This window comes from Cellulosilyticum sp. I15G10I2 (genome assembly GCF_900095725.1).
Lineage (GTDB): Bacteria > Bacillota > Clostridia > Lachnospirales > Cellulosilyticaceae > FMMP01.
Genome location: NZ_FMMP01000028.1, coordinates 340,187 through 364,726 on the forward strand (window position 1 = coordinate 340,187; position 24,540 = coordinate 364,726).

18 protein-coding genes, 1 riboswitch and 1 other annotated feature are annotated in these 24,540 nt (G+C 33.9%); of the genes, 4 read left to right on the plus strand and 14 right to left on the minus strand.

From position 1 onward, the window contains the following. Positions 1-17: 17 nt before the first annotated feature. The 4 genes from BN3326_RS20620 to BN3326_RS20635 all read right to left on the minus strand — a co-directional run bounded on the left by BN3326_RS20620 (position 18) and on the right by BN3326_RS20635 (position 5,050). Positions 18-2,261 (minus strand): ATP-binding cassette domain-containing protein, encoded by a 2,244-nt coding sequence (locus tag BN3326_RS20620; protein ID WP_070001121.1) that lies wholly within the window; start codon positions 2,259-2,261, stop codon positions 18-20. A gap of 313 nt (positions 2,262-2,574) precedes the next feature. After that, on the minus strand, positions 2,575-2,871 hold the full coding sequence (locus tag BN3326_RS20625; protein WP_070001122.1) for a hypothetical protein: 297 nt from the start codon (positions 2,869-2,871) through the stop codon (positions 2,575-2,577). Then, on the minus strand, positions 2,868-3,764 hold the full coding sequence (gene rarD / locus BN3326_RS20630) for an EamA family transporter RarD (RefSeq protein WP_070001123.1): 897 nt from the start codon (positions 3,762-3,764) through the stop codon (positions 2,868-2,870). The genes BN3326_RS20625 and rarD overlap by 4 nt, the downstream gene beginning before the upstream one ends. A gap of 116 nt (positions 3,765-3,880) precedes the next feature. After that, positions 3,881-3,975: riboswitch (guanidine-I (ykkC/yxkD leader) on the minus strand. Positions 3,976-4,108: 133 nt separating this feature from the next. Then, the gene (locus BN3326_RS20635; RefSeq protein WP_070001124.1) at positions 4,109-5,050 is read right to left on the minus strand and encodes a ketopantoate reductase family protein; all 942 of its coding nucleotides are present in this window, start codon (positions 5,048-5,050) and stop codon (positions 4,109-4,111) included. A 177-nt stretch (positions 5,051-5,227) separates the two neighbouring features. On the opposite strand from BN3326_RS20635, the gene BN3326_RS20640 reads away from it, so the two are divergent. Together BN3326_RS20640 and BN3326_RS20645 are read left to right on the plus strand one after the other, a co-directional pair. Beyond that, entirely contained in the window at positions 5,228-5,806 is a 579-nt protein-coding gene (locus BN3326_RS20640) for a TetR/AcrR family transcriptional regulator (protein ID WP_070001125.1), read from the plus strand. A 271-nt stretch (positions 5,807-6,077) separates the two neighbouring features. Further along, positions 6,078-7,055 carry a hypothetical protein gene (locus tag BN3326_RS20645; protein WP_070001126.1) on the plus strand — a complete coding sequence of 326 codons (978 nt, stop codon included), beginning with the start codon at positions 6,078-6,080 and terminating at the stop codon, positions 7,053-7,055. A gap of 238 nt (positions 7,056-7,293) precedes the next feature. On the opposite strand, the gene BN3326_RS20650 is transcribed toward BN3326_RS20645, so the two are convergent. The 7 genes from BN3326_RS20650 to BN3326_RS20680 form a co-directional block, all read right to left on the minus strand. Then, entirely contained in the window at positions 7,294-8,415 is a 1,122-nt protein-coding gene (locus tag BN3326_RS20650) for a DEAD/DEAH box helicase (protein ID WP_070001127.1), read from the minus strand. A 483-nt stretch (positions 8,416-8,898) separates the two neighbouring features. Continuing rightward, positions 8,899-9,357, minus strand: a complete 459-nt coding sequence (locus BN3326_RS20655; RefSeq protein ID WP_070001128.1) for a hypothetical protein — start codon at positions 9,355-9,357, stop codon at positions 8,899-8,901. Between the two features lie 18 nt (positions 9,358-9,375). Further along, positions 9,376-10,206, minus strand: coding sequence for a MerR family transcriptional regulator (locus BN3326_RS20660; RefSeq protein ID WP_070001129.1), 831 nt, complete (start codon positions 10,204-10,206; stop codon positions 9,376-9,378). Between the two features lie 178 nt (positions 10,207-10,384). Further along, on the minus strand, positions 10,385-13,981 hold the full coding sequence (locus BN3326_RS20665; protein ID WP_070001130.1) for an SIR2 family protein: 3,597 nt from the start codon (positions 13,979-13,981) through the stop codon (positions 10,385-10,387). Positions 13,982-14,016: 35 nt separating this feature from the next. Further along, positions 14,017-14,235, minus strand: a complete 219-nt coding sequence (locus BN3326_RS20670; protein WP_070001131.1) for a hypothetical protein — start codon at positions 14,233-14,235, stop codon at positions 14,017-14,019. A gap of 157 nt (positions 14,236-14,392) precedes the next feature. Next, positions 14,393-15,364, minus strand: coding sequence for a DUF2971 domain-containing protein (locus BN3326_RS20675; protein ID WP_070001132.1), 972 nt, complete (start codon positions 15,362-15,364; stop codon positions 14,393-14,395). A 1,001-nt stretch (positions 15,365-16,365) separates the two neighbouring features. Further along, the gene (locus BN3326_RS20680; RefSeq protein ID WP_070001133.1) at positions 16,366-17,049 is read right to left on the minus strand and encodes an adaptor protein MecA; all 684 of its coding nucleotides are present in this window, start codon (positions 17,047-17,049) and stop codon (positions 16,366-16,368) included. Positions 17,050-17,581: 532 nt separating this feature from the next. Between BN3326_RS20680 and pflB the strand changes: the two genes are divergently transcribed. Together pflB and pflA are read left to right on the plus strand one after the other, a co-directional pair. Further along, the gene (pflB, locus tag BN3326_RS20685) at positions 17,582-19,810 is read left to right on the plus strand and encodes a formate C-acetyltransferase (RefSeq protein WP_070001134.1); all 2,229 of its coding nucleotides are present in this window, start codon (positions 17,582-17,584) and stop codon (positions 19,808-19,810) included. Positions 19,811-19,952: 142 nt separating this feature from the next. Beyond that, complete coding sequence (gene pflA / locus BN3326_RS20690) at positions 19,953-20,678, plus strand: pyruvate formate-lyase-activating protein (protein ID WP_070001135.1); 726 nt, start codon at positions 19,953-19,955, stop codon at positions 20,676-20,678. A gap of 45 nt (positions 20,679-20,723) precedes the next feature. Here the strand turns inward: pflA and BN3326_RS20695 are convergent, their stop codons facing one another. The 3 genes from BN3326_RS20695 to BN3326_RS20705 form a co-directional block, all read right to left on the minus strand. Beyond that, positions 20,724-21,380 (minus strand): helix-turn-helix domain-containing protein, encoded by a 657-nt coding sequence (locus BN3326_RS20695; protein ID WP_070001136.1) that lies wholly within the window; start codon positions 21,378-21,380, stop codon positions 20,724-20,726. Between the two features lie 78 nt (positions 21,381-21,458). Next, positions 21,459-23,021: a 2-isopropylmalate synthase gene (locus BN3326_RS20700; protein ID WP_070001137.1), complete on the minus strand. Its 1,563-nt coding sequence runs from the start codon at positions 23,019-23,021 to the stop codon at positions 21,459-21,461. A gap of 62 nt (positions 23,022-23,083) precedes the next feature. Next, positions 23,084-23,436: a binding site (T-box leader), on the minus strand. Positions 23,437-23,522: 86 nt separating this feature from the next. Continuing rightward, positions 23,523-24,530 (minus strand): siderophore ABC transporter substrate-binding protein, encoded by a 1,008-nt coding sequence (locus BN3326_RS20705; protein ID WP_070001138.1) that lies wholly within the window; start codon positions 24,528-24,530, stop codon positions 23,523-23,525. Positions 24,531-24,540 lie beyond the last annotated feature (10 nt).

The window sequence follows — 24,540 nt, forward strand, 5'->3', positions numbered from 1 at the left end:
CTACATCTCCTTTTTAGTTATTGAACAAATTTAGCCGTTACTGATTCGCTGCAGATTTGCAGGCCGCCTAGATTTCCTTCATAAATAATGCGTCCACCCCGGCTTCCCCCTTCTGGGCCAATATCAATAATCCAATCGGCATTTCTAATCATATCTGTATTATGTTCAATAACAATCACAGTGTTTCCTCTATCTACAAGCTTATTTATAATGCTCAAGATTACTTTAACATCAGACATATGCAGCCCTGTCGTTGGCTCATCAAGAATATAAATATTACCTTTAGCGCCTAATTCTTTGGCAAGCTTTAGTCTTTGGCATTCTCCTCCTGATAAAGTATCAAGCGATTGCCCCAGTGTCAGATACGAAAGGCCAACTGTATTGATACCTTTTAATTTGCTCTTTATTTTATTATCATTAAAAATTTCTAAAGCCTCTTCTGCTGTTGTTCCCATCATTTCTACGATATTTTTACCCTTATAGAGATATTTAAGCACATCTGTCCTATAACGGGTTCCATTGCATTCTGTGCATTCTACCTCTATGACATCCATAAACGACATATTGAGGGTTTTAAAACCTGTTCCATTACAAGCTGGACATGCACCAATGGAATTATAACTAAATAATCCTTTTTCTACACCGTTTTCTTTTGCAAACAAGGCTCTAATCTCATCCATAATCCCCAAATACGTAGCTGAATTCGACCTGGCCGTCTGGTGCACTGGACTTTGACTAATAACAATACTTTCAGGAAATTCTTTTGCAAATACGCCGTTAACTAAAGAACTTTTCCCTGATCCCGCAACACCTGTAACTACTGTAAATAATCCTTTTGGGATATTTAGACTAATGTTTTTAAGGTTATGCAAACTACTTTTTGTGCTCCTATAAAATTCTTGCGGTATGCGACCGGATTGGTTTACTTTAGATTCTTGCACCAGACATTTAGCTGTCAAAGTAGATGATTTTAAGAAATCCTTATAGGCTCCACTAAACATAATGGTCCCCCCATGGGAGCCTGCTCCTGGACCCACATCTACAACATGATCCGCAATAGGAATAACATCAGGATCATGTTCTACAATTAAAACTGTATTCCCCTTATCCCGTATTTTAACTAATAAATCATTTATTTTATTCACATCATGAGGATGTAAGCCTGTACTGGGTTCATCAAAAACATATATCAGCCCATTAAGATTGCCTGATAAGTGCTTGACCATTTTAACCCGCTGTGATTCTCCCCCTGACAGAGTGGTTGTCTCTCTTGTTAAAGTTAAATAGGAAAGTCCTATATCGCATAAACTTTGCACTTTTTCCCTAACATCTTGAATCAAATGATTGGCTTCTCTAATATCCCAACTCCCTAAAACCGCGACTAGTTTTTCCAGTTCCATATCGGTTAGATCATAGATAGAATATCCGTTTATCTTAGATGTAAAAACTAATTCATGATATCTTTTGCCATTGCAAGTTGGACAAATGCAGCTTATGCCAAATTCATTTATCTTTTTTGTACTAGCCTTCGTTGCATCTTTATCTGTATTGACAGTCGTTCTCATAAATCTTTCAACCAAACCTTCATAGGTTACGTTCATATCATTTAATAAAAATTGTCCTGTCAATTTTTGTGCGGGTGCATAGACTAATTTTTCAAATTCTTCCTTAGAAAAATCTTTAATTTTTTTATCAGTATCAAAAAATCCAGACTCCGCATAGACCTTCCAGTAATAGGACCCCACCTTAAATCCAGGAAGTAAAATAGCCCCTTCGTTTAATGATTTGTCTTGATCTAGCGCTGCATCCACATTGAGGGTAATAACCCTTCCAATACCTTCACACTGTGGGCACATGCCTTGTGGATCATTAAATGAGTAGGCATTGGCATAGCCAATACTGGGTGTTGCAAACCTTGAATACAATAGTCTGAGTAAGGAATTAATATCTGTAGCTGTCCCTAATGTTGAACGTGCATTCCCTCCAATTCTTTTCTGATCAACAATGATCGCAGGGGAAAGATTCTTAATATCATCTACCTTAGGTCTGCGGTATTTAGGCAGAAATTTTCTCACAAAGCTATTATACGTTTCATTCAGTTGTCTCCCCGACTCTTGTGCTATAATATCGAAAACTATGGAGGACTTGCCCGATCCTGATACGCCTGTAAAAACAGTAATCTTTCCTTTTGGAATTTTCAAATTAATATTTTTAAGGTTATTCTCGCTACCACCTATTATTTCAATATAATTATTTTGCATAGACTTCTCCTATTCTAAATGATAATCTTCTCTAAGAAGAAATGAATTGATGCACTTAAGCCGGCCGACTTACTGAAAATAGTCTACCAGTTAAAGTATCTCTGTGGCAAGTTATTTCTTTTGTTTTTTGTTTATTTTGTTCAAAACACCCACGGTAATAGGTTAATTTTTTTAGGTATTTTGTATATTTTAACCACAAAAATTATATCTAGTAATCGTATGTCCCCGCCTAATCAAGACCATTGCAATGTACAGTTGTACTTAAATTACAAAATCCTCGAAGCCAGATTATCTCTAGATTCGAGGATCTTTATTATTTATTCAAAAAACAAGTGACGCAATATACTTCTCCATCTTCATTATTGCCAGATACAATCTTCAATTCTTGACCACACTTTACACATTTTGAAATAGTAAATTCCTCTTCTTCACAATCACTCCTATAATTCTCACACGTTAATTCACACGTATCCTCTTCACACTCCAAACAATTCTCAGATGGAGCCCCATATTCACATTCATATTCTTCAGCGATACCGTTTTTATCGCTATCACTTGCATCGATAATGCTCTTAAGATTCTTACAACTGCTACAAATACATTCACTCATCCTATTACCTCCACTTCCCTTTTAAATAACCCCATTTGAGAACAAGAATAGATCATTAAGGCTATCCATATTAAACCAAAGCTAATCATATCCACCGCAGTAAACACTTCATGAAACACAAAAATCCCAATAAAGAGACTTATTGTAGGTGCAATATATTGGGTAAATCCAAGCACTGACAAAGGAAGCCTTTTTGCGCCACTTGAAAATAACAATAGTGGTACAGCTGTAACTACACCCGATCCTATAAGGAGAAGTATGACACCTATATGCTCTCTGCCAAAAGCACCTCCCCCACTCATCTGTCTTGCTGTAATATATAGTGCAGCAACTGGAACAAGCATAGTCGTTTCAATCGTAAGTCCAACTATAGAGTTAGCTCTAATAAACTTCTTCATCATACCATATAATCCAAATGAAACAGCAAGCCCCAAGGAAACCCATGGTATTTTACCATATTGTAAGGTTTTAATAATGACACCCACAGAAGCAAGCAAAAGTGCTCCTGCTTGCCAGTAATTTAACTTTTCCTTGAATACTAACATTCCCAAAACCACTGCAAACAGTGGATTGATATAATATCCTAAGCTTGCATCTACAATCTTATCCGAATTGACAGCCCATATATACAAGCCCCAGTTAAAGGCAATTAGAATTGATGCAATAAATATATAAAACATTTGCTTCTTATCCTTCATGATAAGCTTTAATGCTTTCCACTCTCTGGTCGTAGCTATAATAACCATTGTAAATACAAAAGCCCACAAAATTCTGTGTGATAAAATCTCTATAGAAAACACACTGTCTATCAGCTTCCAATAGATAGGCAGAATCCCCCATAATGTGTATGCTACAACTGCATATATTACACCATAAATCCTCTCATTCCTCATTTATTCTCCCTCTTTTCTTTGTTTATTTTTTATGTATTAACCTAAACACTTCTAGGAAATTAGCCCAAGCTTGATTCTAAATAAGTAAAAAAAGCCATAAGAAATATTATTTAAATATCTCCTAGGCTTTTATCCTTCCGTGTACACGCTTTACTGTGCGTTTTCTCTCGGACCTGCCAGTCAAAACTGCGGAACCCTAGAAAACTATATCGGTATTATATTCCTATAAAAATTACAATTTACATAGTAACTTTAACATAATAAAGGAACTAATACAACCTAATTATCTTTATAGCATTAAGTAATCCTGACTGCCTTATTTACATCTCAACAAGTTTTTAACTCTAAAATACAGATTGTAGAGCCGTCAGCCGTGGAAGTGAAATACCAAGCATTCTTGCATCAGCAAGTACATCCTTCGGAAAAAAGCCAGCTGTATCAAGATTAAACTGATCGCTCTCAAACATTCCACTCATAATATCCCTTGCTATACTACCTTTAGCCATAGCCTTTTTAAGAATAAGTCCAATTATTCCTGATGGTAAATACATGGCCAAATAGGTACCAAGGCTTATTTTGCCCCCTTTCGCCCTAATTAACGGAAGCATTTCACGTACTAGAATAATTGTTTCTTTAAGATTTACCGTAGAGTCAAAAACTTTATCGTATCCCCCTATTTTCAATGCTTGAGCTGCAATACCAGCATTGATTACAAAATGAACTAACAGCCAACTATGAAAATCTTTTCTTTGAGCTATTGAAAATCCTGCTTTTTCAAATAGAATACGAACATTTTGATACCGTTTGGTAACACTTGTATCCCCCACAAAACCCATATAAATCATTTTCATAAAACCACCATTTAAAGTACCTGCCGAGGAGTAACCCCCTCCTGCTCCTGGGAATCCCCATACCACCTGATCTTTTGGAAGCAGTGAAACTACTTTTTGTGGATCAATCCAAAGATTATTAAACATCAATACGGTGGCTTTGTTAACACGTGATACTAAAAAATCAAGAACACCATCTAGCTGATAATGATTCACACTAACTACAATTAAGTCATAATCATGATCGGGTGCTAGTTCTTCTCTCATCGTAATGGACCATTTTTCTTTTACTAAAGTACGCTTCTTTCTACCATCTATTATGTTTAAATCAACCAGTGGACCATATTGTGCTGCCCTTCCTGGTCTGACATAAAACTCTACCTCATTCCCCGCTTTTTTGAGTGCCCATGCATACTGCGTAGCAATTACCCCACGTCCAACCATTAATATTTTCATTATGTATTCCTCCTAGAAAGTTTTTAAATTTATAGCTTCATATTTAAAAACATTCTATAGCTCACCACTTATTTTGTCAATAAGTTTTTTAATTAACAGCTCAATATTTAAAAACTAATCTCTTTATGCTATAATAAGCTTATTAAAATTTACAAATATATCATAGAGGTAATACACATGAATAAATACGAAATAAGAACTCAAAAAAAGAAAGATGCTATCATCCATGCAGCCTTGGCCCTATTCAAAGAAAAAGGATATACCAATGTAAGCATCAATGAAATAGCTTCCTTATCAGGTATTTCTACGGTTTCTATCTATAACTATTTTAATAATAAAGAGGGTTTAATTGCAGAATCTATAAATATTTTGATGAAAAAGAGCATTCAAATGACACTAGACGTTTTAGAAGAAAAAATAAGCTTTAAAGAAAAACTTCTTAAGGCAGTCACTATCTGTTCTAATACTCACGAGCAGCTATTAGGTGAATATTTTTCTCCAGAAGCATTAGATGATAAAGTACTCGTAAACTTGTGTACTGAAAATGTAAATAAAATTCGAACAGATATTCTAATGAAATTTGTAGAATCAGGCAAAGATGAAGGGGCAATTGACCCCTCTATTTCTACACAGACAATAATGGAATATATAAATGCCATCACAAAAATGCAGCTATCTTGGACCACAGCTAGCAATTTCAAAGAAAAGGGACTTGAACTCTTTCACCTTATTTTATACGGACTAATCGGACGCTAAAATGCATTCTATAACTTATTTCCCCTTAAACTTAAATAACCCACGAACTCTAATGAATTATCAGAAATTCGTGGGTTATAACCATAGAGGTGACCCCTGGTAATACTACTCTCTATTTTTTAAACTACAAATTTTATAGTTATCTACTCAATTGCCTATATTTGCCGGCATTCCAATATAGAAGATATTATTTAGGGAATCTTCCTTTTCAAGACATATATCATATTGAGAAGATAAATATCCAGAAAGTTTAAAGGGGAGAACGATTACCATGTCTATGAAATATCTTAAATATTGTCCAGAACTTAATCAAATAACAGGCAGTATCAATGCAACTATTCTTTTATTACAACTCGAATATTGGTTTACAAAAATGACAGGAGATAAATTTTATAAATTTCTAGATATTTGTGAACACGAACTCTACAAAAAAGGAGATAGCTGGGTAGAAGAGCTAGGCTTTAGCAAACAAGAATTCCGTACTGCTTTTTCAAAAATTGGCAAGGTTTATACATCTAAAAAAGCCTTTAAAGAAAGCAAAGATCTCTTTAGCGGCAAATACTATGCTTCCTACTACGACCGCATCAAAGGACTTACATACTATATTCGAAATGACACTAAATTAAGTGAACTATTTCATGATGACTCAAACAAAATCTCATATTCTGAAGAGAAAAGCACCGAAAACACAGAAGAGGTTCTACGCACACCACAAAACATAATCCCCGCAAATCCAAAAACTCCATCTCCATTATCAGTAGATTACAACAAATTATTAACATCAGTAAAAGACACACATACTCCAAAAGTGTGTGTGCCTTACGAAACGATTAAAACCCTTTTTAACCAATACTGCCCATCTTATCCTCGTCTTACACTCCTTACTGCCAAAAGAAAAACCCTGCTCAAAAAGCTATGGCACGACCTGGGACAAACTCTGGATAACTTTAAACAAGCCTTTTTACTCGCCCAAAACAGCGACTTTCTAAGCGGTCGTCTAGGCACCTTTAGAGCTAGTTTTGATTGGCTGATTCAAGAGGACAAGTTCATTGCCCTCTTAGAAGGCTGCTACACCAATAACCGCCATCAAAACCAATCATCATCAACCCCCTCTGCCCCTAAGCCTGATTCTAAGTTTATAACTATGTATTCCCACCATTGGGATTTTGAAGAGCTGGAAAAACTCGAAGATCAGTATATCGATAGACAGATCGCTAAATACTCAACCATCTCATCAGCCTTAGATTAATTTCTATAAAACAAGCCTCTCGGGTATAAACCTTATCTTATACAAAAAAGCACATCTATCATCTTACACATTCTAACAAAAGTCGAGTAGCACCCGATGCCCTAGTATGCTACTTCTTTTAAATTATGCTTGAATTGTGTGGCGCAGGGAACCATAGGCGAGAGGTAGCACCTTTAGCTCCTTGAGCCTTGCTACTATTTCAATATACTCATGATACACATTGATATCCTTTTCCAATTTATATTTCCATAACCTCTATTGAGCCGCCTTGAAGTTCTTCAATATCTTTTAAAAATGCTGTTTCTTGACTGCTGCAGAATGAAACTGCAGTACCACCCATCCCAGCTCTTCCTGTGCGTCCAATTCTATGAATATAAGTTTCGGGAATATTTGGAATATCCATGTTCACTACATGTGACAATTTTTCTATATCAATACCTCTTGCTGCTACATCTGTGGCAACTAAAACCCTTATTTCTTTATTTTTAAAAAGCTCCAAAGCCTTTAGTCTTTCAGATTGATTTTTATCACCATGAATAGCTTTAGTCCTTATATTTGCTATATTAATAGCTTTACTTACTTTATCTGCTTTTATTTTAGTTCTTACAAAAACCAATACTGATTCAAATGATTTATCCTTTAGCAAATGTAATAATAACGATGTTTTGTCTGGTTCATCAATGAAATATACTTGTTGTTTAATATCTCTTTCATCTGTAAGATTGCTTTTAACTTCTATTTTAACTGGATTTCTTAAAATCGAATGAATAAGTTTAGAAATCTCCTTGGGCATTGTTGCTGAAAACAACATATTTTGTCTCACTTTTGGTAATTTTGATATGATCGTTTTAACATCTTTTATCATTCCGAGATCAAGCATCCTATCTGCTTCATCAAGTACAAATATTTCAATACTACTTAAATCAACATATACTTGTTCACTGAGGTCAAGAAGTCGTCCAGGTGTTGCAACTAAAATATTGGGTTCTCTTTTCAATACCTTGATATGGCGTTTTGGAGTTACTCCCCCATAAATAACACCAATCTGAATATTGAGATGTTGCCCATAAGTTTCAAAGCTTTCACCAATTTGAATAGCTAATTCCCTAGTAGGTGCTAAAACCAAAGCTCTAATTTGATTACATTCTCTCTGATTAATACTATCTTTTGAAAGCATATGCAATATCGGCATTGCAAATGCAGCCGTTTTACCAGTTCCTGTCTGGGCACATCCAAGCAAATCTTTTCCACTTAATATTGATGGAATAGCTTTTTCTTGTATTGGCGTTGGTTTTTCATATTTTTGATCCTCTATAGCTTTTATAATAGATGGATTTAAGTTGAAATCTAGAAATAACATTTATCTTCTCCTTTTACATATAGATTTCACATATTTAGTTTTAACTTATCCGTGGCGATTCATGATGTGAAATCATTCTGAGAAACAACTTTGTGCAGCTGCATAGATTAAGTTTTTAAGTTGTTTCTCTATAAATGCTATATTACATCTTATCACACTTTCTAGAAGTTACGTTATTACATTTTATAAATGAAAATTGAAATCACATTCTTTTATATTACAAAACCATTTAATCATTATACTCCTCCTTATTACTCAAAAAAACGAACTCATTTATGATACAGTTCACCGTATCGTTGTATCAGTGATTCTTAGATGTACTTATCTGTAAATGGTTAAAATAAATTCTAGATCCCTACACCTAACAACAAATGAAAGAAAATTCACTTGAGGGGTTCGATTTTTTCATTTAACAACTCAAAAGCACTGTAAAGGCACAAATTTTATCCCCCTACAGTGCATATAAATATTTTATCATATCTATTATTTTATTCTTGTCATTGTGGATTCATATCCTCCGCCACCAGGGTATACCCAAGCACCACTGTTACTATTTCCCTCTTCGTTAAATTGACCTTTGTAATAAGCAGGGGATCCTTTTTCTCCACCCCAAATAATAAGGGTATCCTCCTGTATCTCATAGGTATAATTAAATGTATTTCCCAAGTTGTCATAATACCTTGATTTAATATCTTCACTTGGACTTTCTGCTCCAAATTCTCTATCTTGTCCAATTATTTCTATACCTTTTATTTTTTGTCCATATTGTTCAAGATCTACATGTTGAGTCAGAAAAAAACCGCCTTCCATCCATGAGTAGGTAACTTGTCCTCTAATATCCGACCCCGACACTTTCCATGTACCCACTAATCTGTTTAGTTCCTTAAGCTCTACACTTGGTACTGGCATTTGGTATGTTTCATTATTCATTGTATCACTCATAATTTCATCTCTCCTTTTTTATTGTTTTTTAGCTATTGGAAACTGAATTTCAGTTTGATACTTATCAGGGTCTTGTTCATTTCCCGGATGACGTAATCCATATGCTCGTTCACTTCCTATAATCTCATATCCATTATCTTCAATCCATTGAGCCAGCATGGCTTCCCCTTCGGGAAGCGTCTTATCATAGTATCCGTCACAGATTACTGTGGCTGCAAGCGCTATAGGCTCTAACTCTTTAAAGATAAAATTACCTGTGCTATTTCTCCTCTCTTTTACAGGAATAGCTATTTCAATATCAATATCTTGTTCTTTATATTCTGTCTCATGATAAATAGCAATAACATCCTTCTCTATGATAGTATACAAATTATTATCTTCAATATAGGCGTACATTTTTTCCCAAAGTGCCTCTTGATAACTATAATCAGAGATTGTTTCTCTTAATGATAATACTTTTATACAAGGTATTTTCTTTAATATAACCTCTTCACAGGTTGTTGTGTAATTGCCTTTCTCTATCCTCTCATACATTTTATTTATCAAGTCCATCTTTTTCATTTCATTAGCAATACTCTCTTGTAGGGCTTTGGATTTTTCCTGAAAAATCTTTTGAGTATTATCTTGCTCCTCAAAATTATCTAAAATATCTCCAATTTCTTGAATAGAAAATCCGATATCACGTAAAGCAACAATTCTTAAAATCAGTGGAATCTGAGATGCACTATAAAGTCTATATCCGTTAATTTTGTCTATTTCAGCAGGGTAAAATAATCCACTCTTTTCATAATGCCTCAGCATTCGAGGCGATACACGTACCAGTTGAGAGAACATCCCTATTTTGAACATTATAACACCACCTATTATCTATAATCATGATTATAAATAAAGTATATAGTTTGACACTGTGACAAGGTCAAGTACCAATTTATATAATTCTAAATATCATTAGAATTTATGAAGGATTATACAATATTTATAATCTTATTTCAAAAACCGCCGTCATTTATGGTACGGCTCTCCTCACCTAACTAAGTAGAGGTTTTTTTGTTATATCATCTCCTAGTTTTTTTCCCCACTCTTTCATTTGATTAATTACTTTGCCTTGCGATATAAGTATCCTACAGATATCTTTTGCCTCGTTTACCATACCTTCTGATAATAGCCTTTCCATTATACTTTCTATATACTCATATGAAGCAGTATCATTAATAACCTCGAATATCTGTAAAAGTATCTTAGTGAACCATGGTATATTTTTATTTATTAATCGTTCTAGCAAACTTTGAAATTCATACCAATATGCATCTTGACCTTGTAACATACTAATACTGTTATAAACCACTTGCCATGTTCTTTCTGAAAAGCCATCTATAACCGCTGTAGTATTAATTATTTGAAAAATAGTATCCCTATCTAGTATATTTTTCTTATCTAGTACTTCAGTATATAACTTATAATATATATCATCGTAGTTAATCATATCCTTACTATTTACTTTTTGATTTAATGCTTCAAATAATGCTATGTACTCATTCTCCTTCATTATATCTATCATTGACTTAATAACCTTAAATTCACATTGTTTAAATAAATGTGCTGTGACCATGTACCTAATTATTTCATGTATATATCTCAAATCTTGTTCATTCTCTTTATTCCAATTACTATCTCTAAAATGTAGCCATACCTGCTTGTCAACCATTAAATTTGTTAAATCTTGATAAATATAATGCGTATGACCTATTGCCAGTCGAATAGCTGTCATGTCTATCTTTCCTTCATGACAAAAAATCACCTCTAAGTTATTCTTTGTCCATTCTTTATTCATATAGTATAAATTTTGGACATTCATAGCTAAACCATATCTTAACCAAATATTTTCTCTATTGCTTAATATATCACTAATATTCTGTATATATTGATTGACATATACTCTGTCATTCTTAGTACTATACATATCAACCAAGTTCTCGATTAAACATAATACAACACTTCCTTGATATGTATTCAAGATTGCAATTTCAATGTCACTATCATTATAATTATTATCTTCAGCTAATTTAGCTTCATATAAAAACATCCAGCATTTCTCTACTATCTGTTTCTTTTGCGATGTATTCTTTGCTATTGTCTTTATATATAGTAATATATTTTTTATACATTCACTATTCAAATCATTAATCTCTTTATCTTTTAAGTTTGATAGTATTAAATGTCCCTTACTACTATATATGTCTTGATTAATTATGATTTTTTTATCATCCCATATTCTTAATCTTTGATAAATATCATTTATTAGCCCTACTGATAAGTCTATAAATATCTCTTGTTTAAAACTTCTTTCACAACTAATTATTTTTATTAATTGCTCTGCCAAGTACTGTCTATTCCAATAACTATTTGCCTCTTTTTCATAAATATCGTTTATATAATTCAATTGCTCTTGTCTATCTCTTTTTTCTAATTCTTTTAAGTCAATAAACTCCTTTGGCTTAGCATATTCAAACGTATTTTCTTTTAATCTTTGATAAGGAGGTTCTAATTTCCATATATCTTCCTCTTTTAGTTCTTGATATTTCTGATTTGCTTGCTCATTAACACTTGATAATATTTTATATAATGCAGCTTTCCTGCTTTTAATACGTTTTAATGTGTATGGTTCCTCCTTTATTTTATTTTCTCCAAAATCCGCATTGTCAATCATATTCAATATAATTATAACATCTTCTTCCTTAAACTGATTGCTACTCTTTTCAAGATAAATATAAAAATCGGGATATATGTAATCTTTCTTAAGCAATTGACTATTATTTAAGATGATTCTATAATCAACATTTAATTTAGTACATAAATATATTGTTAACTTAAGTATACATTCATTACTGCTCTGTATCCATTCATTTAGCTTGCTTACTCTGTATTCAATATTACTATTTCGACATATTTCGCGTATAAGTAATATTAAATTGCCCATATACTTTCCCCTATATAATTTTAATGAAGTATCTATATCATCTTTCATTGAAATTCTATTAATCATTACTTCCAGTTCTCTACTAAAATAACTAAATGCTATTTGTAGCATAGTATTTTTCTTATGATCACTTATTTTAGGCAAGAGATTTGCTATTAATCCCCTATATAGACTATCATTTAAAATACCTTTTTTATTCCACTGTTTTTCACATTTATAACTATCTAACAAGATACTTACTATTTTTTCAAAGCTAATAATGTCCCACGTATTTATTGAATAGTTGTTTTCATCAAGACAATACCCCAAAGAATACATACCAGCCTCTCTAGCAAGTCCTAAGTACTCCAATATTACCTCAGGAATAGTATCTATACTTAATTTAAAAGTAATCATTGCAACATCATGATATATATGCCAATTCTGCTTCAAATCTTCATTAGCTAAAATTCCGGGGATTATCTCTTCTATAATTCCACTAATTGTTATACTTAATTTTGATTTATCAGTATCCTTATCAAGTAATCTAAGCATCATTTGTAAAGCTTCCCAATACTCTCCTCTTATACTGCTGTCTTTTCTGATTACAGTTGGAGAATACTCACACTTAAATAACCCTTTAGTTTGTGCAAACTCTAGCCACTGTTCATATTGCTCACTCTTAGAAATGTTTCTCATAAATTCATTATATGTAATCTTATTCTCATTATCTAATGCTAAATAATACTCTACTAATTCAGTACTTTCTTCTGAGTATGTCTTCATAATCTCATCTAATTCAATTATATTTTCAGGATTATAGAAAGTTGATTTCGTTAAGTCTTTAATCCATTTTTCAAGAATATCATATTGCTCATCATACCCCTTATTATCCTGAATATATTCTAATAATTCTATACCTAATGACTCATAATAACTTCTCTTTGCGTCACGTAAAGCTTCATAATCTGTGCAAAATCCTTCTAAGATAAAATATCGCTTTCTATTGTCTCCTTTCCCTATTTTTGTAAACAAGTGATCAAGTAATTCAAACTCGTTCAATCCATAACCTAAAAAAAGAACTGTTTTAGTAGCAAATATCCCCTCAATAAATTCTAAAAATACTTGGTCACTATATTTATTTAAATACTGATCCACAGTGAAAACTAATGATTCCTTATCTTCTTCTATTCCATCTCTGTACCTTCCATGCAAATAAAATACAAAACCACCTCTTTTGCAATCTTGAAGTCTTGATATATTGCAATCTCTAGACCAATTATTTTTAGGCAATACACTTTCAAGTAAGCCATCTGCATTGGTTGTAAGAAATAAGCAATTAAACTTTTTTATTAAATTATATATTTTATTCCCTTCATCTGTTGATGCAAAACTATTTTTTAAACATGAATAAAATTCCTCTTCCCTATGCTGTTTACAATACTCTTTATATGCAATTGTAATTAATTCTTTATTTCCTCTTATAGTTGATAAAATCTGTTCCCTCTGCTTAAAATTAAATATTCCCTTTATAAGATTATTTGCTAGTTCATCCCAACCTTTACAACCTGCTAATCTTGATATTCCAGCCCCAATAAAAACTACTAATTCATGTCTATCCCATGCTTCTTTTATCTCTTTAGGTAATTCTGATTCCATAATACTCATATTACTATTCTCCTTTTTAATAATAAAATCGCTGATTATTTTTTCTTAAGCAATTCGACCAGCTCTTTTAAAACCTTTGGATGATTAACTACTTCTTTTATCCTTTGAAAAACATACTCTTTTGCATGGTCAGCTCTAATGCTATTGAACCCACACGCTGATGCATCCTTGCTTCTAGCATCCCCACACCAGTAGTCCCGTAAGAGTTTTTTTATGCCATCGTTAAGCCTGCTAGTTGTTCGTGTCCCTACCATTGTGGCTCCGCTGACAGGGCATTAGATGAGACCAGTGAGAACATAGTTCCCTTCGTAGTTTTTGATGAGCTTCTCCATTTTTTCTTGTTAGATAGCTGTCCTTTATCCTACGATTTGGAGCAAATGATTGTCTTGTAAACCCCACTCACTTTAAAAATTATCTATATGTAGCTTCAGATCTACTTATTTTTATATCATTAGCCTCATATCCTTTTGATAATAAAAAATAATATAAGTCATCTTCTTTAAGCGTAGATTTTGGGCCAAGAAATATTTCATTTATTATTTTCTCATTTATTAATGCGCTAAAATCAATATCACAAGAAGTAACTAACTGATTGTTTCTATAATTAATTGCCAGAGGCCTTATTTTAAACTTTTCAACTTCCTTTACCTGTTCAAAATAATCTTTTGCTTCTTTTAATGATATGTCTCCCACAACTTCACGATTAGGTAATTGAGGATTATATATTATTCTCACTTCTTTTTCTTCACTAAAAGCTGGATTTTTAATAATACATCCTACTCGCCAAATATCTTCAGCTAGCACTTCACAAAAAGTATCAAATTCATCCTTAAAGAAATCATTAAAATTATCAAAAAACTTAGCAGACATCTTTCTATAGAGTCTATCGACATAATAAATAGTTGCATCTATCAGACCTGCCAATCTTTTTTTCTGATCATTTTCTCTATAAATTACTTTTTCTATAAATATATTATACTCCCCATCTTTTAGTTGAGTAAGTAGTTTATAGTTGAATCCTATAGCCACACCTTCTCCATCCTGCCCATAGGCTCTCCATTGACTTAGTTTATCTTTTTCCTCTGAAAAGCAAGAAATCAATATGGGGCTTTCATCATACAAAACTCTTTCAATCTCTTTTTTATAATACCGTAGATGATTATTAGCTTGTTCATCGTACCAATAATCCTCTTCCAAATCCATATCAATTTCATATTCTTCTAACTGCTCTTTTAAAGCATATGCAATAAGCTTGTTCGCCCACTTCTTTTCCATATAATCGTTTGTTTTATTTAGGTCTGATAGCCTTATAGTTTTATTTTGAATTATAGCTAAAAATGTATCTATGGTGCAATAATGATATATTGAATCTATTTTTGCCATTTGTCTCTCCCCCAAATATATTAATCCTTAATATACAGTATAATCCCGCTTCATTAGATTTCAAAGCTTTACTTACTTATGAAACTTCTAATTATCAATGATTAGCAAGTAATTTCAGTATTCGGAAGCTGCCTGTGGAGTGTTTCGTTAAGAAAATCTTACTGGTTTTTTCAAATGGTATTTAGCTCGCACTGTTTGAACGAAGTGAGTTTGCGGCGTTCATTTGAAAAAACCAGTTAGATTTTTAGAAACGCGCAACTGAGCAGCTGGAGAATGCTGAAATTACTTGCGAAACCACTCAACATACTAGAGAACTAATTTATGCAATTTTTTTACTTATGATACGGTACCGCACCACAACACCTGAATTAATCATCTACACCACAGTATTATCCAGGCTTGAAGGTCAAATCTCCCTTATTTATGGTAGGGTTCACTATCTTTAATCCTAAAATTTATTTTCTTTAAAACTTAAATAACCCACGTCTTCTAACAAATTATTCGAAATTCGTGGTTTATAACCATGGAGGTAAACTGCACTGAACCCCTGTCCATTATTCTTTCTATTGCCTGCCTTAATTATTATTAATAAAAGATTATTTTGCAGTTCATTAGAAATAATTCACGAAATTATGTTATGCCTCCTTATAATGGGCTAAGCCATTTGGAAGATATTTTTATAGCTCAAGGCCAAGTATGAAAGTATCAATAATACATATAGCATTAAATTTTATAACATAGTGCTTTTTATAATTCTTTAATAAATACATAGTTTATAAAGACTAGTGAGGCAGGCAGGGGCTCTTACAGCTCGACTCGGGTTTGGCTGTGGGTAGGCGGGAGAGATGTAAGAGCCCCTGTCTGCCTCACGCCCCCTTTAGATACATAAAAGTATAAATATCACTTCAAGTACAGGCAGCAAAAAAAATCCTGCATCTGAGCCTCTTTGTTCTCAAATACAGGATTATCATATTTTTATTGCATCTCCTAGGCAACCCATCTTACAAGTACTTCGCAAGAACATCAACTGCATGTAAAGGAATAAGCAATTTACCGTGTTCTTTTAAAAACATTTCATTAAGATCTGTGGAAGGACACCTACTACCAAACTCATCTAATATGCCTACTAATGTATCTGTTTTAACATTAGCCTTACTATTTTTATTTAAAATAAGAAAATACCTTTCGTTATATTTATAAAGAGAACTATCTCCAATAAACATAGGCGTTATGCGATGTGCTGCCATGCTTACAGTATCAAATTCACCAAATAAATAAGTTAAAGATCTAACTTTCACTTTACTATCGTTTTCTTTATGCTCCTCACTACCTTTACCCATAAGTGCCAAATCAGTTAGTCGATCCTCTTCTGGGTCTTTAAAAGTACGATGTGTAGGTCTTTCTCCTATAGCATCTAACTTTTCTTCGATCTGAGAGGGGTCTTCTACCTTAGTGACCACTATCATAATACTATCTGTTGATAAAGGAACTGCTTCTATCATAAGAGGGACATTTTCTGTCTCAAATCCAAAATCCTCATAAGCTCTTGCCATCATGTCTTTAAAAAGTGCTTGTGCCTTCTTAGAGCCATAGGCAAGCTCACTAATTTTAATATTTCTATCTATAAGATCTGAGTGATTTAAAGTGACTTGTATTTGTGTATCGCTGAGTTTTTCTATCTTCATTCAAATCACATCCTTTCACATAAATACAGATTATTCGTAATGCACATAAACCAAAGTTTGATATAGACTAAGTATAATGTAGATAAGCCACAGATGTAAAGAGGATAATATCACTAATTAATAATAATATACTATGCACCATGTTAGCAAAAAAATCAATATTTATACTTATATTATACAATAATTTTTATTAAATGAATATTGATTTTAAAATATAATCAATTTTTATTATTCTAGAAACGCTCTGCTAAAATCAACAAATCCTTTTAAACTAGGGCTTTTACACACTTACACTATAACTAAATTTTTCATTGTTTAAAAAGGTATTTCATTATATATATCGGTAAATAATGTTCCTATATAATAATTTTTTATAAAATGTCATATTTTATCAGTATATTGTTGACGTGTATACAGTATACATTATATAATATGTATATACTAATAAATGTTATTCCTTTATTTACTAGCGTTTTACTGTTATATTATAAGTGTTAGCATCTTATTTATTGAAGTTAAGGAGATGATATATATGTTTAAAGAATGGAATGGATTTGAACTTGGCGATTGGACCAAAAATGTTGATGTACGAGAGTTTATCCAAAAAAATTATACCCCTTATGAGGGCGATGATGCTTTCCTCGCAAATGCTACCGAAAGAACATCAAAGCTTTGGGAAGATGTACTCGTTCTTATGAAAGATGAGATTGAAAAAGGTATTTTAGACGTTGAAACTCAAGTACCTTCTACTATTTCTTCTCATGGACCAGGTTACCTCGATAAAGAAAATGAGCAGATTGTAGGTTTTCAGTCAGATGCGCCTTTAAAAAGAAATATTATGCCAAGCGGCGGTATTCGTACTGTAAAAAATGCATTAGAATCTTATGGTTATGAACTTGATGCAACCACTTGGAAAACTTATACCGAACATCGTAAAACACATAATGACGGGGTATTCGCAGCTTATACAACTGCAATGCGTAAAGCAAGACACTCTGGTATTATCACTGGTCTTCCAGATGCTTACGGACGTGGACGTATTATTGGTGACTATCGTCGTGTGGCTTTATACGGTGTAGATAGATTAATAGAAGATAAAGATCAGCAAAAGCTGTCTCTTGAAGTCAATAGTATGACTGAAGAAGTGATCAGACTTCGTGAAGAAATCACAGATCAAATCAGTGCCTTAAAAGAACTTAAGAAAATGGCTCTTTCTTACGGCTTTGATATTTCTATACCAGCTCAAACAGCAAGGGAAGCTATTCAATGGACTTATTTTGCATATCTTGGTGCTATTAAAGAACAAGATGGCGCTGCAATGTCAATAGGCCGTGTCTCTACTTTCCTTGATATTTATATTGAAAGAGATTTAAAAGCAGGATTACTTACTGAATCTGAAGCTCAGGAACTTATGGATCACTTCGTTATGAAACTTCGTATGGTGCGTTTCCTTCGTACACCATCTTATAACGAACTCTTCTCAGGAGATCCAACCTGGGTAACAGAAGTTATTGGGGGTATGGGCGTAGATGGTCGTACACTCGTTACTAAAAACAGCTTCCGTATGCTTCATACCCTTACTACCCTTGGACCAGCTCCAGAACCAAACTTAACAGTACTTTGGTCTGTTCGCCTTCCAAAAAAATTCAAAGACTATTGCTCAAAAATGTCTATTAAAACAAGCTCTATTCAATATGAAAATGATGATTTAATGAGACCTTATTGGGGAGATGATTATGGTATTGCCTGCTGTGTATCTGCAATGAGAATCGGTAAGCAAATGCAGTTCTTCGGTGCCCGTGCAAACCTTGCTAAAGCTTTACTTTATGCAATCAATGGCGGCCGTGATGAAAAAGCTGGTGAGCAAATCGCTCCTAAATTTGCCCCTGTCACTACAGAATACCTCGAGTTTGATGATGTTTGGGAAAAATTTGAACAGATTATGGAATGGCTTGCAGAGCTTTATGTGAATACCCTAAACGTTATACACTATATGCATGATAAATATGCTTATGAAAAATTAGAGCTTGCGCTTCACGACCGAGACATTCTTCGTACCTTTGCAACAGGTATTGCAGGTCTATCAGTTGTAGCTGATTCCCTTTCTGCTATCAAATACGCAAAAGTTAAAACGATAAGAAACGAAGATGGCCTTGTTAAAGATTATGAGATCGAAGGAGAATATCCAGCGTTTGGTAACAACATAGATGAAGTAGATGAACTGGCTATTAAGGTTGTAGAAACATTTATGAGTAAAGTGAGAAAACATAAAACTTATAGAGATTCTTATCCAACACTGTCTATTCTTACAATTACTTCTAACGTTGTATACGGTAAAAAAACAGGCAATACACCAGATGGACGTAAAGCCGGCGAACCTTTTGCTCCTGGTGCTAATCCAATGCATGGCCGTGATTTAAAAGGTGCGGTTGCTTCTTTGGCTTCTGTCGCTAAATTACCTTATCAACATGCAGAAGATGGTATTTCTTATACCTTCTCAATTATACCTGGTGCGCTTGGTAAAGCTGAGGAGGAACGCATTGCCAACTTATCCGGTATTATAGACGGCTATTTCTCCCAAGGCGGCCACCACATTAATATCAATGTTTTTGATCGTGAAACATTACTTGATGCAATGGATCACCCTGAAAAATATCCACAGCTTACGATTCGTGTATCTGGTTACGCCGTTAATTTTATCCGCTTAACAAGAGAACAACAGTTGGATGTTATTAACAGAACTTTCCATCATCATGTGTAATAAATCATTTAAATACTTTTTAATTTGCTTTCATTTATAAATTAAATTATAATAAAGAGGATTTTTAAGGCTTTATAAAAATCCCAAGGATTTATATAAAGCCTTTATCTTCTTTTAATTAAACTTATGTAGGAGGGATACTATGAAAGGTAAAATACATTCAGTAGAGACTTGTGGAACCGTAGATGGCCCTGGTATTCGCTACATATTGTTTACCCAAGGGTGTCCTCTAAGATGTAAATATTGTCATAACCCAGATACTTGGGCCCTGCAAAATGGTAAAGAAGCTGATACCGATGATCTCATAAAAGATATTGTAAAATATAAATCTTATATGCAATTTTCTGGCGGCGGCGTAACGATCAGTGGCGGTGAACCTTTACTTCAACCTGAGTTTGTAAAAGATTTACTGCAAAAATGTAAAGCAAATAATATTCATACAGCAATTGATACTTCGGGCTACGTCAGTCTCTCAACTGCTGATCCTATATTAGATTATACCGACCTTGTACTTCTCGATATTAAATCTTATAATCCTGATGTATTTAAGGATTTAACAGGTGTTCCTCTTGATCCTACTCTTCATTTTGCAAACCATCTTAATGAGCGTAAAATACCAGTCTGGATTCGCTATGTATTAGTTCCTGGTCTTACCGATGATGCAGAAGATATCGATCACTTAGCCCAGTTTCTGGCTTCTTTGAAAAATGTAGAGCGTATTGATGTGTTACCTTTTCATAAAATGGGTGAGTATAAGTGGGAACAGCTTGGCTATAAATATGAACTTGCTGATACTATAGAACCTGATTTATCCGAAGTAACAGCGGCACAAGAAATCTTTAGAAAATATAATCTTCCTGTATACTAAAACCAGCAACCTATTTTGACTCAAAATAATAGGCTGCTGGTTTTATCATATATCTGTTGCTCTGTCTTTTTCTTTAAAAATACGACTCCAGAAGGATGACTTGTTTTTTGCATTTTCAAAATTTCCCTGTGCAATTTCTCTTCTGATTTTCTGAACTTCTCTCATGGTTTCATCCAGTTTTCTATAGTATTCTTCATTTTTTTCGTTTTGCTTTTCTTCAAGCTGTGTCAGTTTTTTATCAACGGCACTATTAACTTCTTCTTGAATTTCTTGTTTCATCTCTTCTTTTGAGTGATCATTATACTCGACTAACGCTTGCTTAAACATTTCTTTCATCATCACTGAAAATTGTTTAACCTTATCTTGATCCTCATCTGTTATATCTAATGTTGATATATCATTTTTTTTAATAGGTGTTATAGTGGCCATCTGAATACTGCTTAATTGCTCATAAGTTTCTTTCGCTTCTTGATTAGAGTCATGTACAATCCCTTCAATGGCTTTTAGCTGAAGTCCTTGTTCACGCATATCCTGAATTTGCTTAAATAACTCTACATCTTCCATCGTATATACCCTATGACCTTTGGCATTTCTTTTAATGTTAAGATTTAACTCTTTTTCGTAAAAACGGAGTACATAGGCTTCTGTATCTAACATATCTGATACGTCCTTTACTGTCAGATAATCTCCTTCACGTAGCATATCCTCACCTCATCATTTGCACACTTTTAAGGTAATTATACCATATTTTTACAATAATTCAATATTTTTTAAAGTTTTTTACTTATTGTTCTGCATAGCACAATCCTGCATAACTTTATTCATCGCATTAATAAGTGCAATGCCGCTAGCTCTTATAATATCTTTTTCTATCGCCTTGCCCTCATAAAGAACACCTTTATGAAGTATTTGAATACTTACCTTACCAAGGCCTTCTTTGCCTCTTGATATATTGTGAATACGATATTCCAGTAAGGCAACTGGCATCCCTGCCGCCTTAAGAATTGCCGAATAAAGTGCATCAATAGCACCATTGCCGCTTTGTGAGGTTTCCCTGATGCTATCTGCTTTTTTTATTTTGACTGTTGCTGTTGGAATTTTGGTATTGTAGATGACTTCAAAATCTACTAATTCCCATAAATCTATCTTTCTTTCTCTTTGCACAACTGTTTCTGGATAGCTTCTTAGAAGCATCTCTATATCATAGTCATAGATTTCTTTCTTTTGATCTGCCATCTTTAAAAAGTCTGCATAAACTTTTTCTTTATGTTCCTCCCCTATTTTACAGCCTAGTTTTTCTATCGTATGCATGAAAGCATGCCTGCCTGATCTGGCTGTAAGAACGATTTCCATTGGTGGTGCCCCTATATCTTGCGGTTCTATGATTTCATAAACTTCTTTTGACTTTAAAAGTCCATCTTGATGGATTCCAGAGGAATGGGCAAAGGCGTTATCTCCTGTAATGGCCTTATTAACCTGCACATCAATCCCCATAATAGCACTTACTATACGGGAAGTCTTATAAATCTCTTTTGTTTTAATCGTCGTATACCCCTTGTAATAGTCAGGATGTAACCTAATGCCCATCACAACTTCTTCTAAGGAAGTATTGCCTGCTCTTTCGCCTATGCCATTGATGGTACATTCTACTTTATCTGCCCCATTTCTGATCGCTGCTAAGGTGTTAGCCGTCGCAAGCCCTGTATCATTATGACAGTGCACACTTAAAAGCACATTAGGATTTAAGTTCTTTAAGCGCTCATTAATACGGTAAATAAGACTTCCGAATTCTTCTGGGACGGCAAACCCTACAGTATCTGGTATATTAATAACAGTTGCTCCAGCCTTAACAACCGCATCTATTGTCTGCCACATATAGTCAAAGCTCGAACGGCTTGCATCCTCTAGGGAATACTGGACATTTGGCATTAATCTTTTTGCATATTTAACCGCTTCTACTCCCATGCTCAAAACTTCCTGTGGACTTTTATTAAATTTCTTCTGCATATGCACCCCTGAAGATCCAAGCACAATGTGAATCATTGGTGACTCTGCCTTCTTTAAGCTTTCATATATAGCATCTATATCTGACTTTACGGCTCTTCCTAAGGCTGTTACGGTTATGTCTTTGCCTACTATTTGGCTAATCGCTCGAACAGCTTCAAAATCGCCTTGTGAAGAGGACGGGAAACCTACCTCCATCATGTCTACTTGGAGTCTGATGAGTTGTTTGGCTACCTCCATTTTTTCTTCTAGATTTAATTTAGCCCCTGGTACTTGTTCTCCATCTCTTAATGTAGTGTCTAAAACATAAATCTTTCTGCTGCTATTTACGCAGTTCATACAGTCACTCCCTTTCAATTTTTAGACTAAATGTAAAAAGCCCCCTATCATCTCTTTAAAACCAAAGAGACGAAAGGGGGCTTTCGCGGTACCACTCTTTTTCATTCCAAGACGGAATGCACTTATTGAATACAGATCAACGCGGATGCGAGTTTTGCAAAAATAAAAAACTCCTGTCTCTAAAGAGACAGAAGTATATTCTGCGTAACCACTCTTATGTGCCTAAAAAGGCGATTGATACAGGCATCCTTATTCACCGATATCTAGCCACAGTAACGGTTGGCATCCGTCTAGACCTACTTATTTCAGCCAGCAACTCCAAGGCGAGTTCATTATCTTCTAAATCCTGTTTCGCACCACACAACAGGTCTCTGACATTTATAGGACAACTACTATTCCTTTTCCTAGTCTTTATTTTAATTTTTATGAATTTGATTATAGCTTATAAGTTTTTAGTTGTAAAGTATTTTTTGAATTTAATTTTGTATTTAACTTTATGACCTAGTTTAAAAGTGCCTGTTTCATTTCATCAAGCATAATCTGGGTACCTTTGATCCCGCCTGAAGCGACATACCATATCTGAGTGTTTAAATAAATGATACGATCGTTTTGATAAGCTTTAGTTCCCTCCATAAGAGCATTATCAAAAGCTTCCTTAGTACTCACTGCCCCGCCTGCAACGACAGCACGATCAATGACAAATAGATAATCTGGATTTTTATTGGCAATATATTCATAAGAAATAGACTGACCATGTTTTGAAACTTCAATTCCAGCATCTACTGGTGTAAAGCCAAAGGTCTCATGAATCATGCCAAAACGTGATCCTGGACCATAAGCACTTAAGGCTCCCTCATTGATCATAAGTACCAGTGCATTTTTATCTAATTGTGACGCTTCCTCATAAATGTTTTTAATACTTGATTCAATTTCACTGATTTTAACTCGAACTTCTTCTTCCTTTTCAAAGATTTCTCCTAAGATTTCCAGATTACTTCTCACATCACCCAAATAATCATCTGAAGGTGCAGGTAAAAATACTGTAGGCGCTATTTTAGAAAGTTCATCATACAGCTCTATCTGTCTTCCTGAAATAAAAATAACATCCGGTTTAAGGGCAACTAGTTTTTCATAATCAGGTTCAAATAAGGTCCCAACACTTTCATATTGCTCAGCTTCAAATTCTTCAAGATATGTAGGAATATTGGACTTAGGAAGTCCTGTCATTGTTATCTCCAGTTCCCTTAAAGAATCTAATGTCGCATAGTCAAAAGTCACAACTTTTTCGGGTCTTGTTAAAAGAGTCGTTTCTCCAAGATCATGCGTTATGGTGATTTCTTTTGGTTCTGCTGGCTCTTCTTGAATTGCTGCATCACTGCCAGCTTCAACACTTTCTGCTGCACCTGCTTCTGCAACAGCAATATTTTCTTGTACTGTTTTCTGTGGTGCACATCCTGCAAATGAAAGTGTAAGTACAGCTATTAAAAATGTGGTAAATAATTTTTTCATTGTTTTTCTC

Bases quoted from the DNA above. Each gene is read 5' to 3' on its own strand.
- BN3326_RS20695 (WP_070001136.1), bottom strand. From the start codon at position 21,380: ATGCTACGTGAAGGAGATTATCTGACAGTAAAGGACGTATCAGATATG.
- pflB (WP_070001134.1), top strand. From the start codon at position 17,582: ATGTTTAAAGAATGGAATGGATTTGAACTTGGCGATTGGACCAAAAAT.
- BN3326_RS20675 (WP_070001132.1), bottom strand. From the start codon at position 15,364: ATGGCAAAAATAGATTCAATATATCATTATTGCACCATAGATACATTT.
- pflA (WP_070001135.1), top strand. From the start codon at position 19,953: ATGAAAGGTAAAATACATTCAGTAGAGACTTGTGGAACCGTAGATGGC.
- BN3326_RS20660 (WP_070001129.1), bottom strand. From the start codon at position 10,206: ATGTTCAAAATAGGGATGTTCTCTCAACTGGTACGTGTATCGCCTCGA.
- rarD (WP_070001123.1), bottom strand. From the start codon at position 3,764: ATGAGGAATGAGAGGATTTATGGTGTAATATATGCAGTTGTAGCATAC.
- BN3326_RS20650 (WP_070001127.1), bottom strand. From the start codon at position 8,415: ATGTTATTTCTAGATTTCAACTTAAATCCATCTATTATAAAAGCTATA.
- BN3326_RS20700 (WP_070001137.1), bottom strand. From the start codon at position 23,021: ATGAACTGCGTAAATAGCAGCAGAAAGATTTATGTTTTAGACACTACA.
- BN3326_RS20620 (WP_070001121.1), bottom strand. From the start codon at position 2,261: ATGCAAAATAATTATATTGAAATAATAGGTGGTAGCGAGAATAACCTT.
- BN3326_RS20655 (WP_070001128.1), bottom strand. From the start codon at position 9,357: ATGAGTGATACAATGAATAATGAAACATACCAAATGCCAGTACCAAGT.
- BN3326_RS20625 (WP_070001122.1), bottom strand. From the start codon at position 2,871: ATGAGTGAATGTATTTGTAGCAGTTGTAAGAATCTTAAGAGCATTATC.
- BN3326_RS20670 (WP_070001131.1), bottom strand. From the start codon at position 14,235: ATGGTAGGGACACGAACAACTAGCAGGCTTAACGATGGCATAAAAAAA.
- BN3326_RS20705 (WP_070001138.1), bottom strand. From the start codon at position 24,530: ATGAAAAAATTATTTACCACATTTTTAATAGCTGTACTTACACTTTCA.
- BN3326_RS20635 (WP_070001124.1), bottom strand. From the start codon at position 5,050: ATGAAAATATTAATGGTTGGACGTGGGGTAATTGCTACGCAGTATGCA.
- BN3326_RS20665 (WP_070001130.1), bottom strand. From the start codon at position 13,981: ATGAGTATTATGGAATCAGAATTACCTAAAGAGATAAAAGAAGCATGG.
- BN3326_RS20645 (WP_070001126.1), top strand. From the start codon at position 6,078: ATGTCTATGAAATATCTTAAATATTGTCCAGAACTTAATCAAATAACA.
- BN3326_RS20640 (WP_070001125.1), top strand. From the start codon at position 5,228: ATGAATAAATACGAAATAAGAACTCAAAAAAAGAAAGATGCTATCATC.
- BN3326_RS20680 (WP_070001133.1), bottom strand. From the start codon at position 17,049: ATGAAGATAGAAAAACTCAGCGATACACAAATACAAGTCACTTTAAAT.